Raw genomic sequence first — 14,577 nt, forward strand, 5'->3', positions numbered from 1 at the left:
CATGCCCACCGCCGCACCGTCCGCCGCCTCCCGCATCGCCGTCGTCACCGGTGCGAGCAGCGGAATCGGCGCCGCCACGGCACGGCAGCTCGCCGCGGCCGGCTACCGGGTCGTCCTCACCGCCCGCCGCAAGGACCGCATCGAGGCGCTGGCGGAGGAGATCAACGCGGCCGGCCACTCGGCCGCGGCGTACCAGCTGGACGTGACGGACCGCGCCGCGGTCGACGAGTTCGCCACGGCCTTCAAGACGATCGGCGTCCTCGTCAACAACGCGGGCGGCGCCCTGGGTGCCGACCCCGTCGCGACCGGCGACCCCGCCGACTGGCGCACGATGTACGAGACGAACGTCATCGGCACCCTGAACCTCACTCAGGCCCTGCTGCCCCAACTGGAGGCGAGCGGCGACGGCACGGTGGTCGTGGTCTCCTCCACCGCCGGCCACGGCACCTACGAGGGCGGCGCCGGTTACGTCGCCGCCAAGCACGGCGCCCACGTCCTCGCCGAGACGCTCCGCCTGGAGATCGTCGGCCGCCCGGTCCGCGTCATCGAGATCGCGCCCGGCATGGTCAAGACGGACGAGTTCGCCCTGACCCGCTTCGCCGGCGACACCGACAAGGCGCAGAAGGTCTACGAGGGCGTCGCCGAGCCCCTCACGGCCGACGACGTGGCCGACACCATCACCTGGGCGGTCACCCGCCCCAGCCACGTCAACATCGACCTCCTGGTCGTCCGCCCCCGCGCCCAGGCGTCCAACACGAAGGTGCACAGGGAGCTGTAGTGACCAAGGACGATCGCAAAGACCCGCACAACGAACGCCAGATGTGGTGGTGGCTCGGCTACTTCCTCTTCGGCATCCACATCGTGGCGTTCGTGATGATCTACGCCGTGACCCATGCGCCGAAGTAACTCACAGGAGTGAACGCCATCGTTCACCCGAACGGACGCTGAACTGACGATCCGGGCTCGCGCCACAACATCAGATGGGCACGGCACACTCGTCGCCGCGCCCATCACTCTCTAGCCCTTGACGCAGATGAACTGCTTCAGCTTCGCCACGACCTCGACCAGATCACGCTGCTGCTCCATCACCTGGTCGATGTTCTTGTAGGCCCCCGGAATCTCATCCAGCACACCGGAGTCCTTACGGCACTCCACTCCTCGCGTCTGCTCTTCCAGGTCCCGCACCGTGAAGCGCCGCTTCGCCGCATTCCGGCTCATACGCCGACCGGCCCCGTGCGAAGCCGAGTTGAAAGCCTTCTCGTTGCCGAGGCCCTTCACGATGTACGAGCTCGTGCCCATCGAACCCGGAATGATTCCGAAGTCACCAGAGCCGGCCCGAATGGCACCCTTGCGCGTGACGAGTAGATCCATGCCCTCGTAGCGCTCCTCGGCCACATAGTTGTGGTGACAGGAGATCTCCGCCTCAAAGGTCGGCTTCGCCTTCTTGAACTCCTTCCGGACCACGTCCTTCAGGAGCGCCATCATGATCGCGCGGTTGTACTTGGCGTACTCCTGAGCCCAGAACAGATCGTTCCTGTACGCCGCCATCTGCGGAGTGTCCGAGACGAACACTGCGAGATCGCGGTCGACCAATCCCTGGTTGTGCGGGAGCTTCTGCGCGACGCCGATGTGATGCTCAGCCAGTTCCTTGCCGATGTTCCGGGAACCGGAGTGGAGCATGAGCCAGACCGAATCCGACTGATCAAGACACAGTTCGATCATATGGTTTCCAGATCCGAGCGTTCCCATCTGCTTCCCGGCGCGCTCATGACGGAACTTGACCGCTTCCGCGATCCCGTCGAACCGCCCCCAGAAGTCGCCCCACCCCGCGGTGGCGAACCCGTGCATCCGCCCCGGATCCACCGGATCGTCATGCATCCCCCGCCCCACCGGAATCGCCTGCTCGATCTTCGACCGCAGCCGCGACAGATCCCCCGGCAGTTCGTTCGCCGTGAGCGACGTCTTCACCGCCGACATGCCGCAGCCGATGTCCACCCCCACCGCGGCCGGACACACAGCCCCGCGCATGGCGATGACGGACCCGACCGTCGCGCCCTTCCCGTAGTGGACGTCCGGCATCACCGCCAGGCCCTTGATCCACGGCAGGGTCGCGACGTTGCGCAGCTGCTGGAGGGCGCCCTCCTCGACCGTCGCCGGATCGGTCCACATGCGGATCGGAACCTTCGCGCCCGGCATCTCCACGTACGACATATCGTCCTCTATCCCCCGGAAATCACATACAAGTCTGAAATCGCAAAACCGGCGCCAGGGTCGACGAAAAGGGACAACGGACCGGCGTCCACGGCAGTGCGTGCGATACACATTGTCTCCAGGGGTCGCCCCCGCGCGGCAAGCGAATAACCAGCGGGGACACCGAAAGACCGGCAACGTGCCGAGCACACGGCACCGTCGAGAGGAGCCTGACCGTGCAGCGGAAGGCGTACGTATCCGGCGTCGCCGCGCTCCTCGTGGCGCTGCTGGCCGGCTGCACCGGCAGCTCCGAGGACGGCGGCACGACGGACGACTCCAACCCGGGCGACGCCGGTACGGCGACGGCGGCGGCCGAGCCCGGCCGGTACGCCACGCTGCCCGAGCCGTGCGCTGCGGTCAGCGGGGAGACGCTCGACCTGCTGCTGCCCGGCATCAAGCAGGTGCCGGACGAGGACCAGCGGAAGAAGGCGTACGAGGGCACGCCGACGATCACCTACGACACCGACCGCAAGGCCGGCTGCCGTTGGAAGGCCGAGTCGACCCAGGCAACGGACCGGCTGTTCGTGGACTTCTCGCGTGTGGTGTCGTACGACACGGCGGTCAGTGACGACAGCGAGGCGGAGCAGCTGTTCGCGACCCGGCTGGAGAAGGCGGACCTGCCGGTGCCGGCGAGCTCCGAGAGCGGCGACGACGAGGGCACTCCTTCCACCGCCCCGAGCGGTTCGCCCTCCTCTTCGGCCTCGCCCTCGGCGTCCGCGTCCACGCCCTCCTCCTCCCCTTCGCCCTCTTCGTCGCCTTCTTCCGGCTCCTCCTCCACTCCGTCCGACGGTGTGACCCCGGCCGGGCTCCAGCCCCGTGTCCTCGACGACCTCGGCGACGAGGCGTTCCTCGACGACGAGCTGAGCAGTTCGGGTTCGACGGCTCAGGGGCGCACGGTGACTGTGGCGTTCCGCACGTCCAACGTGATCGTGACGATCGAGTACGAGGAGCAGCCGGCGACCGTCGGCGCGGTCCCGGACAGTGAGGAAATGCAGGACAGGGCGCGAAAACTGGCGGCGCAACTGGCCGACGCGCTGGCGGAGTAGCGCCCCTCGGTCATCCCCGTACGCCCGAGTGCGACGTAACCGAAACGAGACCGCACACCTTCTTCACCGCGTACCGTGGCCCCTCGGACCCGATCCGACCGCAGGAACCACGAGTGTCAGTCATGAGTGAAGGAACCATGCAGCGAGCAGCAGAGCGAGACCAGCGTGACCGGCGTGACCAGGGCGAGCAGCGGGTGAGGGGCGGCCTGCACCGTGTCCTTGTCGGCGTGGCCGTCGTCCCGGTGATGCTGATCGCCGCGGGCTGTTCCTCGGACTCCGGTTCGGACGACGGGGCCGGCGACGGCGCGAAGTCCTCGTCGGCATCGGCGTCCGCGTCCGCGAGTCCGTCGCCGACGGTGCAGGCGGCCGTGTACAAGTCGCTCCCCCAGCCGTGCAAGGTGCTGTCGAAGAAGACGCTGGAGGACCTGGTCCCGGAGGCGAAGTCCGGCAAGGCGGGCACCTCGGACGAGGCGGGCACGCGCGGCTCGTGCTCCTGGAGCAGCCTGGACAACAACGGCGTGAAGGGCTCGCAGTTCCGCTGGCTCAACGCCTCCCTGCTGCGCTTCGACTCGAACACCACGCGCGGCTCGGGCGAGAAGCAGGCGCGGGAGTACTTCGAGACGCAGGTGCAGGACGCGCGTTCGGTGGACGGTGCGAAGAACACGAAGTCGGAGCCGGTCGCCGGGGTGGGCGACGAGGCGACGGCGGTGCGCTACGACCTGAAGAAGAAGGAAGGCTCCTTCAAGCAGGTGACGGTCGTGGCCCGGGCCGAGAACGTCGTGGTCACGGTCGACTACAACGGCGCCGGTTTCGCCGGGGACAAGACCCCGAGCGTGGACGCCCTGAACAAGCTGGCGCAGAAGGCGGCCAAGGAGGCGGTGGCCTCGGTGGCGAAGGCGAACGGCAGCGGCGGCGCGGCGGGCACGCCGAGCAGCGCCCCTTCGAAGTCGGCGTCGAAGTCTCCCTCGAAGTCCCCGTCCGAGGGCTCCTCGAAGGCGGCGTCCGCCTCCCCCTCCAAGTCAGCGCCGAAGAAGAGCTGACCGTCACACCTGCCCCATCCCTGTGTCACAACGCGCAGCTCAGCCACGCACGTTGCACGAGCCCGGCCCCCGTCAGGGACCGGGCTCGCATCGTCCGTGAATCCGTACGACGCACAGATGTGCCACCCTGTTGCGCGCAACAACACGCACTGGGAGGGGAGTACGAGTGGCCGCGCCACTGCAGCTGACTCGGATGCACCGCGTTCTCATCGGTGTGGTCGTGTTCGGCGCCGTGATCATCGCCGGCATCGGCTTCGCCGGTTCTTACGCGGCCGTCCGCGAGCTGGCCGTCAAAAAAGGGTTCGGGAACTTCAGTTATGTGTTCCCGATCGGCATCGACGCGGGTATCTGTGTCCTGCTCGCCCTCGACCTTCTCCTGACATGGATCCGCATCCCGTTCCCGCTGCTGCGGCAGACGGCGTGGCTGCTGACGGCGGCGACGATCGCCTTCAACGGCGCGGCGGCCTGGCCGGACCCGCTGGGCGTCGGCATGCACGGCGTGATCCCGATCCTGTTCGTGGTGTCAGTGGAGGCGGCCCGGCATGCGATCGGCCGCATAGCGGACATCACGGCCGACAAGCACATGGAGGGCGTCCGCCTCACCCGCTGGCTGCTCTCCCCGGTGCCGACGTTCCTGCTGTGGCGGCGTATGAAGCTGTGGGAGCTGCGCTCCTACGAGCAGGTCATCAAGCTGGAGCAGGAGCGGCTGGTCTACCAGGCCCGGCTGCGCTCCCGCTTCGGCCGGGGGTGGCGGCGCAAGGCGCCGGTGGAGTCGCTGATGCCACTGCGGCTGGCCCGGTACGGGGTGCCGTTGGCGGAGACGGCCCCGGCGGGGCTGGCGGCGGCGGGCATCGAGCCGGCGTTGCTGCCGCCGGCGCCGAAGCAGGTGCTGGACGTGGCTCCGGCGCCCGTACCCCAGCAGGCGACGCCGCCCGGCGAGCAGCGTCCGGAGCTGGTCGCCACGCCCGAACAGGAGCAGCCGGAGCAGCCGGAGTACGTGCAGGACTGGTTCAACACTCCGCGCAACGTGGAGTACCAGGGCGGCTACGACCCGGCGTACGACACTCAGGAACAGTACGACCAGTGGTACCAGGAGCAGCTCCAGGCGGAGCAGTACCAGGAGCAGTTCCAGGAAGAGCCGCCCGCCCAGGAGCCGTCCCCGGAGGACACCGGCACCTTCCCGATCCCCGTGAGCCCCAACCGCACCCGCCAGCTCGGCGAGGGCGGCGGCACGCCGGAGCCGGGTGAGGAGGACTACTACCTGGTCTTCCGTGAGTCGATAAAGAGCGGGAACGGAGCACCCACCCACCGCGGCCTCATCGCCGACGTCGAGGCGACGTACGGCGTCACGCTCGACGAGTCCGAGGCGAAGCGCATGGTGAACCGCTTCTCCAACCGCTACAACGCGGAACTGACGGACGAGCACATCGCCTGACCTGCGCACGTGAAAGGGGCCCTCGATCCGAGGGCCCCTTTCGTGTCACCGCTTACTCACCGAGCAGGTGCCGGACCCGCTCCTGCCCCACCGCCAGCAGCAGCGTGGGCAGGCGCGGCCCGGTGTCCCGCCCGACCAGCAGGTGGTACAGCAGCGCGAAGAACGACCTCTGCGCGGTCTTGATCTCCGGCGGCAGCTCCTTGGGCGTGGCGTCCGCGGAGAACCCGGCCTGCACCTTGGGCACGCCGTACACGAGGTGGGTCAGCCCGTCGAGGGACCAGTGCGACTCCAGCCCGTCGAGGAGGAGCCGCAGCGACTGCTGGGACGCCTCGTCGAGGGACTTCAGCAGCTCGGCGTCGGGCTCGTCGCGCACGATGGTCCGCTGGTCGGCGGGCACCTGCGTGTTGATCCACGCCTCGGCCTTGTCGTACCGGGGCCGGGCCTCGTCCAGGGCGCCCAGCGGGTTCTCCGGGTCCAGCTCGGAGAGGATCCGCAGCGCCTGGTCCTGGTGTCCGGCGGTGATGTCGGCGACGGAGGCGAGCGTCCGGTACGGCAGCGGCCGCGCCGTACGCGGCAGCTCGCCGCCCGCCGTGCGCACCGCACGCGAGTGCGCGGCGACGTCGGCGGGCAGCGCCGACCCGTCCGCGACCTTCGCGTCCAGCTTGTCCCACTCGTCGTAGAGCCGCTGGATCTCCTGGTCGAAGGCGATCTTGAAGGACTGGTTGGGCCGACGCCTGGCGTAGAGCCAGCGCAGCAGCTGCGGCTCCATGATCTTCAGCGCGTCGGCGGGGGTGGGCACCCCACCACGCGAGGAGGACATCTTCGCCATGCCGCTGATCCCCACGAAGGCGTACATGGGCCCGATCGGCTGCTTGCCGCCGAAGATCCCGACGATCTGCCCGCCGACCTGGAAGGAGGACCCCGGAGACGAGTGGTCGACCCCGCTGGGCTCGAACACGACACCCTCGTAGGCCCACCGCATGGGCCAGTCGACCTTCCAGACCAGCTTGCCGCGGTTGAACTCGTTCAGCCGGACGGTCTCCGAGAAGCCGCACTCGTTGCAGGTGTACGACAGCTCGGTGGTGTCGTCGACGTACGAGGTGACGGTGGTCAGGTCCTTCTCGCAGTTGCCGCAGTACGGCTTGTACGGGAAGTACCCGGCGGATCCGGAGCTCCCGTCGTCCTCGGCGGCGGCACCCGACCCCTCGGCGGCCTCCAGCTCGGCCTCGTCGAGGGGCTTCTGCGACTTCTTGGCACCGGCCTTGGGCTTGGTCCGGTACTGCGCGAGAACGGCGTCGATGTCACCGCGGTGCTTCATGGCGTGCAGGATCTGCTCGCGGTAGACACCCGAGGTGTACTGCGCGGTCTGGCTGATCCCGTCGAACTCCACGCCCAGCTCGGCGAGCGCCTCGGCCATCGCCGCCTTGAAGTGCTCGGCCCAGTTCGGGTACGCCGAGCCCGCCGGCGCCGGCACGGAGGTCAGCGGCTTGCCGATGTGCTCGGCCCACGAGTCGTCGACCCCGGCGACGCCCGCCGGCACCTTGCGGTAGCGGTCGTAGTCGTCCCAGGAGATCAGGTGCCGTACCTGATACCCCCGCCGCCGGATCTCGTCGGCGACGAGGTGCGGCGTCATGACCTCCCGGAGGTTACCCAGGTGGATGGGCCCGGACGGGGACAGCCCGGACGCGACGACGACCGGTTTGCCCGGGGCCCGACGCTCCGACTCCTCGATGACCTCATCCGCGAAACGGGAGACCCAGTCGGTGGTCTCGGTGCTCTGAGCCACGATCGGCACGTCCTTCTTTCTCCAGGGCAGCCGTACGGTCAACGGCTGGCGCCGTCCATTGTCCCAGACCTGATAAGCGGCGCAGCCGCTTATCAGGGGCGCGGGGAACTGCGCGACAAGCCCCCACCGTCCCGCACCCGGCACTACACAGCACCCCCCGAGCTCACAGCCGCAAAAACCCCTTTACCCCCCATGGGATACTGACCACGTCCACCAATCCACGAGGAGAACGGCTCCCACCCCATGACCTCGGTCACGTCGCTCACCGCTCAAGTCCAGCAGCGCCTCGCGAACGCCCTGTCGGCCACCCGGCCGGAGGCGGACGCGGACCCGCTTCTGCGACGTAGCGACCGGGCCGACTTCCAGGCCAACGGGATCCTGGCCCTCGCCAAGAAGGCCAAGTCGAACCCGAGGGAGCTGGCGACGGAGGTCGTCGGCAACATCGTCACCGGTGACGTGATCAAGGACGTCGAGGTCTCCGGCCCCGGCTTCCTCAACATCACCGTCGCCGACCGGGCGATCACCGAGAACCTCGCCGCGCGGCACGCGGACGCCGACCGCCTCGGCGTCCCCGTGAAGGACACCCCCGGCATCACGGTCGTCGACTACGCCCAGCCGAACGTGGCGAAGGAGATGCACGTCGGCCACCTGCGCTCCGCGGTAATCGGCGACGCCCTGCGCGGCATGCTCGACTTCACCGGCGAGAAGACGATCGGCCGGCACCACATCGGCGACTGGGGCACCCAGTTCGGCATGCTCATCCAGTACCTGTTCGAGCACCCCGGCGAGCTGGCCCCGCCGGAGGACGTCGACGGCGAGCAGGCCATGTCGAACCTGAACCGGGTGTACAAGGCGTCGCGTGCGTTCTTCGACGCGGACGAGGAGTTCAAGGAGCGGGCCCGTAAGCGGGTCGTCGCCCTCCAGTCCGGCGACAAGGAGACCCTGGAGCTGTGGCAGCAGTTCGTGGACGAGTCGAAGGTCTACTTCTACTCGGTCTTCGAGAAGCTGGACATGGAGGTCCGTGACGAGGAGATCGTCGGCGAGTCCGCGTACAACGAGGGCATGCCCGAGACCGCCCGCCTCCTGGAGGAGATGGGCGTCGCGGTCCGCTCCGAGGGCGCGCTCGTCGTCTTCTTCGACGACATCCGCGGCAAGGACGACCAGCCGGTTCCGCTGATCGTGCAGAAGGCGGACGGCGGCTTCGGCTACGCGGCCTCCGACCTGACCGCGATTCGCAACCGTGTCGTCGACCTGCACGCGACGACGCTGCTGTACGTCGTGGACGTCCGCCAGTCGCTGCACTTCAAGATGGTCTTCGAGACGGCGCGCCGGGCCGGCTGGCTGGGCGACGACGTCACCGCGCACAACATGGGCTACGGCACGGTGCTGGGCGCGGACGGCAAGCCGTTCAAGACGCGTGAGGGCGAGACCGTACGGCTTGAGGACCTGCTGGACGAGGCGGTGCAGCGGGCCGCCGAGGTCGTACGGGAGAAGGCGCAGGACCTCACCGAGGACGAGATCCAGGAGCGGGCCGCGCAGGTCGGCATCGGTGCCGTGAAGTACGCGGACCTGTCGACGTCGCCGAACCGGGACTACAAGTTCGACCTGGACCAGATGGTGTCGTTGAACGGCGACACGAGCGTGTACCTGCAGTACGCGTACGCCCGGATCCAGTCGATCCTGCGCAAGGCGGGAGACACGAAGCCGGCAGCGCACCCGGAGCTCGAACTGCACGCTGCGGAGCGGGCGCTCGGCCTGCACCTGGACGCGTTCGGCGACACGGTCTTCGAGGCGGCCGCGGAGTACGCCCCGCACAAGCTGGCGGCGTATCTGTACCAGCTGGCGTCGCTGTACACGTCGTTCTACGACAAGTGCCCGGTGCTGAAGGCGGACACGTCGGAGCAGGTGGAGAACCGTCTGTTCCTGTGCGACCTGACGGCCCGGACCCTCCACCAGGGCATGGCCCTGCTGGGCATCCGGACGCCCGAGCGGCTCTGAGCGACGGTAAGTGGCCGCGGCCCGTCCTCTCCCCCGTGGGAGGACGGGCCGCGGCGTGTGTGCGGTCGGCAGGTCGGCTCAGCAGCCAGTGGCGTTGTAGTTCCAGAACGCGGCCCTGGTCTGCGGTCCGGCGATCCCGTCGGGGGTGCCGGCGTTTTCGCCGACGTTGTTCAAGAACTTCTGTAGCGCCGTGATCGTCTTGGTCCCGACGATCCCGTCGACGGTACCGGCGTTGTAGCCCCACTTGTTGAGCATCCTCTGTGCCGCCCTCCAGCTGTTGGGGCCCAGCTGTCCGTCCTCGGTGCCGGCGTTGAAGTCCCAGGCGTTCAAGCAGCTCTGCCAGTTCTTGGCCCGCTCCGTGTTCAGGCCGAGGTTGTTCACGGCGAGGACGGAGACGTCCTGGGCGCTCACCGCGGGCTTGGCGGCCGGCTGGGACGCCGCGAAGCTGGTGCCCGCGGCCGCCACCGTGCCGACGGCGAGCCCGAGGACGGCGGTGAGGCTGACGACGGTCCTCGTCAACGCGTTCGAACTCATGCTTCTCCCTTGGGGTCGTGGGACGGCACCTGACGTGCCACCGGCTGACGGAACGAGAGTGCGGGGCGGGCGGCGCGGGCCACCACCGTTGCCGCACAAGTGACGTCATCGCGGGATGTCCCGGCCCCTGACCTGCAAAGACGTCACCCTCAGGGACGTCACGGCGAGACGGCCGGGGTGGTCGTTGGCTGATTCCTTACCTGTGCGGGAACCCGGTTCCGCTGTGGGCCGTGGATGCTGTTGCAGAATGCGACCGGGGCCGGGCCGATGACCGACGGACCGCGCGCCCGGACCATGAACGCGTGTGGGGGAAACATGTCGCGTTGGGCAGGGCTGCCCGCGGAACTTGATCCGCGGGTGCGGCAGTTGGTGGTGCGCTTACGCCGGCTGAAGGACCACAGCGGGCTGAGCCTGCGGCAGCTCGCCGCGCGGACGGGCTACAGCGAGAAGTCATGGGAACGGTATCTGGGCGGCAGGTCACTCCCGCCCCCTGAGGCCGTCGAGGCACTGGCCCGGGCGGTGGGCGAGGATCCGACGCGCCTACTGGCGTTGCACGAGGTCGCCGCGGACGCATGGGGCAACAGACGCGCGGAGCCGCTCACCGAGACCACCGGGGCCAGCAAGACCACCGGAGCCCCCGAGCCCACCGACACCACCGACACCACCGACACCACCGAGCCACGCTCGCCCGGCCGTTCGCTGCGCGTCGCGCTCGCGGCGGGGGCCGTGGCGCTGGCGCTGGCGGTCGCCACGGCCGTCCTCCTCGTCGTACGGCTGGGTGGCGACGCGGCGGAACGACCGACGGCTTCCCTCCCCGCGACCGCCGCCTCGGCATCCGCGCCGGAGTCCGCGTCGGCCGCGCGGTCGGAGCCCCCGTACACCTGCCGCATCGAGCGGATCGACGGACGCTGGTTCGCGGGCCTCAGCCGCACCGACGGGGTCATCCTGGCGAACGGCCATGCGGGGCCGGAGGTGGCCGAGGCACAGTGTCTGCTGCGCCGGGCGGGTGTCTCGCCGGGCGGCATCGACGGGATCTTCGGTCCGATGACGGAGCGCGCGGTCAAGCGCGCGCAGCAGCGGTCCGGTCTCGTCGTGGACGGCATCATCGGACCGCACACCTGGAAGGCCCTACGGCGATGACGGCACCGTCCCCGGAACGGGCCCGACTGGCCGCCGCGCTACGGGAGTTGAAAGGGCGGACCGGCCTGAGCCTGGCCGGCCTCGCGGCGAAGACCGCGTTCAGCAAGTCGTCCTGGGACCGCTACCTCAACGCCCGGACGGTCCCTCCGCGCGACGCCGTCCAGGAACTGTGCCGCCTCGCCGGTGAGCCGGAGGGGCGCTGTCTGGCGCTGTGGGAGATCGCGGAGTCGGAGGGCAGCGGACGGGCCACGGAGGGGGCACCCGCGCCTCCGGAAGAGGTGACCCCGGACGGGGGCGCCGCCGATGACGGCTCCGTGCGGCGCAGCGCGACCCTCGTGGCGGTGCTCGCGTCGGTGTGCGCCGTGGCCGTCGGGGGCGTCGCCGCGGTGGCGGTTCTGCTGCCGCACCGGGACGGCGAACCGCGCGCGTCGCTGTCACCGCCCCCGGCCGCGACCGGGCCGCGCTGCCAGGGAGAGGTCTGCGAGGGCAAGAGCGCCATGCAGATGAAGTGCGCGGGCGGACCGGAGACCCTCGCCGCGCACCGGACCGCCTCCGGCGCCTGGATGGAACTGCGCTACAGCCGGGAGTGCGGGACGAGTTGGGCCCGGATGTGGGCGACACGCATTGGCGACCGGCTCGAAATGTCGGCCGGCGACAAGGGCGGCGGCTCCGGTGGCGGCGGCGTCCACAGCGCCGAGATCGAGCACGGCGTCGACGCGGACAACTACGTCTACACCCCCATGACCGCGACCCGCCCCGGAACCGTTGTCCGGGCTTGCTTCCACCCGGCCGCGGGCGGCGGCACGGAGTGTTTCGACAGCCGTGTGGGGAGGTGAGAGGCGTTGTCAGTGGCTGCCCCTACAGTCGCTGGCATGGCGACACTTCCGAACCCTCTGCCGAGGCTCGCGTCCCTCGGACTGCGACTGCCGCCCGGCGGCCTGGTGGACGCGACCGACGACGGGCCGTGGCACGAGCCGCTGCTGTGGCTGTCGGACGACCGGGCGGCTCCCGGCGAGTGGAGCGCACTGCGCCGGACGGCACCGGCCGTGGGCCTGCTCCCGGTCGTCCTGGACGTCGGCGCCGGTCACGGCGGCCCGGAGCTGTGGGAATTGATGCCCGGCGAGATGTCGTACGCCGGGGATCACGACGCCGAGGAGGTGCTGGAGGAGTTCTGGGAGGAGTACGCGGAGGACGACGCGCCCTGGCCCGGCCTGACGATCCCCGGGGCCACCAAGGCCACTGGCGCCGCTGAGGGCACCGACCCGGCCCAGGACGCCGACTCCGTCGCCTCCGACATCGTGGACTCCCTCCTCGACGGCCGCGGCCCCCTCAAGGACCCCCGTCTCGCCCTCGTCCCGGCCCGCCGCAGCGCCGACATCCCCACGGCGATCGGCTGGATGGGCCCGGCGAACCACGAGAACGACACCGGGCGTCTGTCCGCGGTGCTCCGCTCCTGGGAGGACCGGTTCGGCATACGCACCGTGGCCCTCGGCTTCGACACCCTGCTGGTGTCCGTCGCCACCCCGCCCACCACCCCGGCCGAGGCGGAGGCCCTGGCCGCCGAGCACTTCGCCTTCTGCCCGGACAACATCTGGCAGGGCACCGACAGCACCCTGAGCGCCTACGCCGAGAACCAGCTCCTCAACCAGCCGGCCTGGCACTTCTGGTGGGACTGACCGAAAGGCACAGCCACCACGACCGCCACGGCCACGGCCACCGCCCTGGCTAGGCCTGCCGCAGCCCCTCCCCCAGCCTCCTGAGCCCCTCCCCGATCTCCTCCGGCGTCTGCGTCACGAAGCACAGCCGCATCGTCGACTGGTCGGGCTCACCGGCGTAGAAGGGCGCCCCGGGCACATAGGCGACGTCGTGCCGCACCACCTCGGGCAGCAGGGCCGTCGTGTCGTACGGCTCCGGAAGCCGGGCCCAGAGGAACATGCCGCCCTCTGGCCGGCCCCAGGCGGAGCCCTGCGGGAGGGCATCGGCCAGGCCCGCCAGCATGGCGTCGCGGCGCTCGCGGTAGACGTCCCTGACGCGGGCCACATGGGCGTCGAGGCCGGTCAGACAGCGGGCGGCGGCGAGCTGGTTGACCGTCGGGGTGTGCAGGTCGGCGGCCTGCTTGGCGACCGCGCAGGCCCGCCGCAGGGCCGCGGGCGCGCGCAGCCAGCCCAGCCGCATCCCCGGCGCCATCACCTTGGAGAAGGAGCCGAGCAGCACCGTGCGGTCCTCCGCACCGGAGTACGAGGCGATCCACGGCACCCGCTCGCCCTCGTACCGGAGTTCGCCGTACGGGTCGTCCTCGACGATCCACACCCCGCTCCGGGCGGCGACCTCGGCGACGGCCGCCCGGCGTTCGGCGGGCAGGGTTCTGCCGGTCGGGTTCTGGAAGGTGGGCACGGTGTAGAAGAGCTTCGGCCGCTCCCGCGCCACCAGCTCCTCCAGCGCCCGCGGATCCACTCCGTCCGCATCGCCGGGCACGGCCACGATCCGCGCTCCCGCGAGGCCGAACACCTGAAGTGCCGCCAGATAGCAGGGGTCCTCGACGAGCACCGTGTCGCCGGGCTCCAGCAGCGCGGTGGCCAGCAGCGACAGGCCCTGCTGGGAGCCGGTGGTGATGAGGAGGTCCTCGGCGTCCGTCGCCAGTGCGCGCGCCGACATGCGGGCGGCGAGCCCGGCACGCAGGCTCGGCTCGCCCTCCGTCGTGGAGTACTGCAACGCCTGCGCCGGCGTCTCCGCGAGCACGTCCCGGAAAGCGGCCGCGATGCCCTCCCGGTCGAAGAGCTCCGGCGCCGGCAGCCCACCCGCGAAGTTGATGACCTCGGGCCGCGCGGTGACGGCGAGAATGTCCCGCACCGGCGAACCCCCCACGGCACCGGTCCGCGCCGCGAGCGGCGGCACGGCAACTGAGACTGGGCGGGGCGCGGGCTCGATGACGGTCATGACACGGCTCCTTCGGCTCGGCGACGGGGGGGACGGCTCGTGCCGGGCAGCCTAGAGAACTACGTGTCACCTACAAGCGACTTTCCGGAATGCGGACCGGGAGGGACCGGAAGAGAGCCGGGGAACAGGGCCGGGGCAGGGCCGGGAACAGGGCCCGGAGCAGGGCCGGGAACAGGGCCCGGAGCAGGGCCCGGAGCAGGGCCGGGAACAGGGCCCGGAGCAGGGCCGGGAACAGGCCCAGGAACAGGACCGGGAACAGGGCCCGGAACAGGACCGGGAACAGGCCCAGGAACAGGGCCCGGAACAGGACCGGGAACAGGCCCAGGAACAGGCCCAGGAACAGGGCCCGGTCAGAGACCAGAATCCGGCCCCCGCCGCCCCGTACACCCCCGACCGCCCCGCATCCCAATC

14 protein-coding genes are annotated in these 14,577 nt (G+C 70.2%); 9 read left to right on the top strand and 5 right to left on the bottom strand.

Going from position 1 to position 14,577, the window contains the following annotated elements; translation table 11 throughout:
* Window position 1 precedes the first annotated feature (1 nt).
* Entirely contained in the window at window positions 2–778 is a 777-nt protein-coding gene (locus KUM44_RS02355; protein WP_217205860.1) for an SDR family NAD(P)-dependent oxidoreductase, read from the top strand.
* A complete protein-coding gene (locus KUM44_RS46670; RefSeq protein WP_302185944.1) occupies window positions 778–906 on the top strand; it encodes a hypothetical protein in 129 nt (42 codons plus the stop codon). The genes KUM44_RS02355 and KUM44_RS46670 overlap by 1 nt, the downstream gene beginning before the upstream one ends.
* 111 nt (window positions 907–1,017) lie before the next feature.
* Here the strand turns inward: KUM44_RS46670 and KUM44_RS02360 are convergent, their stop codons facing one another.
* Window positions 1,018–2,211, bottom strand: a complete 1,194-nt coding sequence (locus KUM44_RS02360) for an RtcB family protein (RefSeq protein ID WP_217205894.1) — start codon at window positions 2,209–2,211, stop codon at window positions 1,018–1,020.
* 215 nt (window positions 2,212–2,426) lie between these two features.
* On the opposite strand from KUM44_RS02360, the gene KUM44_RS02365 reads away from it, so the two are divergent.
* From KUM44_RS02365 to KUM44_RS02375, 3 genes are all read left to right on the top strand, one after another.
* The gene (locus KUM44_RS02365) at window positions 2,427–3,296 is read left to right on the top strand and encodes a DUF3558 domain-containing protein (protein WP_217205862.1); all 870 of its coding nucleotides are present in this window, start codon (window positions 2,427–2,429) and stop codon (window positions 3,294–3,296) included.
* Between the two features lie 137 nt (window positions 3,297–3,433).
* Window positions 3,434–4,336, top strand: coding sequence for a DUF3558 family protein (locus KUM44_RS02370; RefSeq protein WP_254388902.1), 903 nt, complete (start codon window positions 3,434–3,436; stop codon window positions 4,334–4,336).
* A 166-nt stretch (window positions 4,337–4,502) separates the two neighbouring features.
* Window positions 4,503–5,771 (top strand): DUF2637 domain-containing protein, encoded by a 1,269-nt coding sequence (locus tag KUM44_RS02375; RefSeq protein ID WP_217205864.1) that lies wholly within the window; start codon window positions 4,503–4,505, stop codon window positions 5,769–5,771.
* A gap of 52 nt (window positions 5,772–5,823) precedes the next feature.
* Here KUM44_RS02375 and lysS read toward each other — a convergent pair whose 3' ends face one another.
* Window positions 5,824–7,566: a lysine--tRNA ligase gene (lysS, locus tag KUM44_RS02380; protein ID WP_217205865.1), complete on the bottom strand. Its 1,743-nt coding sequence runs from the start codon at window positions 7,564–7,566 to the stop codon at window positions 5,824–5,826.
* A 234-nt stretch (window positions 7,567–7,800) separates the two neighbouring features.
* Here lysS and argS point away from each other — a divergent pair, with 234 nt between their 5' ends.
* Window positions 7,801–9,555 (top strand): arginine--tRNA ligase, encoded by a 1,755-nt coding sequence (gene argS / locus KUM44_RS02385; RefSeq protein ID WP_217205866.1) that lies wholly within the window; start codon window positions 7,801–7,803, stop codon window positions 9,553–9,555.
* Window positions 9,556–9,633: 78 nt separating this feature from the next.
* Here the strand turns inward: argS and KUM44_RS02390 are convergent, their stop codons facing one another.
* Window positions 9,634–10,089, bottom strand: a complete 456-nt coding sequence (locus KUM44_RS02390; protein WP_217205867.1) for a peptidoglycan-binding protein — start codon at window positions 10,087–10,089, stop codon at window positions 9,634–9,636.
* 315 nt (window positions 10,090–10,404) lie between these two features.
* Between KUM44_RS02390 and KUM44_RS02395 the strand changes: the two genes are divergently transcribed.
* From KUM44_RS02395 to KUM44_RS02405, 3 genes are read left to right on the top strand one after another with little or no spacing between them, the layout of a single operon-like run.
* The gene (locus tag KUM44_RS02395; protein WP_217205868.1) at window positions 10,405–11,229 is read left to right on the top strand and encodes a peptidoglycan-binding protein; all 825 of its coding nucleotides are present in this window, start codon (window positions 10,405–10,407) and stop codon (window positions 11,227–11,229) included.
* The gene (locus KUM44_RS02400) at window positions 11,226–12,065 is read left to right on the top strand and encodes an XRE family transcriptional regulator (RefSeq protein ID WP_217205869.1); all 840 of its coding nucleotides are present in this window, start codon (window positions 11,226–11,228) and stop codon (window positions 12,063–12,065) included. Before KUM44_RS02395 ends, KUM44_RS02400 begins: the two co-directional genes overlap by 4 nt.
* 36 nt (window positions 12,066–12,101) lie before the next feature.
* Window positions 12,102–12,905, top strand: coding sequence for a DUF4253 domain-containing protein (locus tag KUM44_RS02405; RefSeq protein WP_217205870.1), 804 nt, complete (start codon window positions 12,102–12,104; stop codon window positions 12,903–12,905).
* 49 nt (window positions 12,906–12,954) lie between these two features.
* On the opposite strand, the gene KUM44_RS02410 is transcribed toward KUM44_RS02405, so the two are convergent.
* Together KUM44_RS02410 and KUM44_RS02415 are read right to left on the bottom strand one after the other, a co-directional pair.
* Entirely contained in the window at window positions 12,955–14,166 is a 1,212-nt protein-coding gene (locus KUM44_RS02410; RefSeq protein WP_217205871.1) for a PLP-dependent aminotransferase family protein, read from the bottom strand.
* Window positions 14,167–14,236: 70 nt separating this feature from the next.
* Window positions 14,237–14,577: hypothetical protein (locus KUM44_RS02415; RefSeq protein ID WP_217205872.1), on the bottom strand; the 341-nt coding region annotated here is incomplete at its 5' end.

The organism is Streptomyces sp. AC550_RSS872 (assembly GCF_019049285.1).
GTDB lineage: Bacteria > Actinomycetota > Actinomycetes > Streptomycetales > Streptomycetaceae > Streptomyces.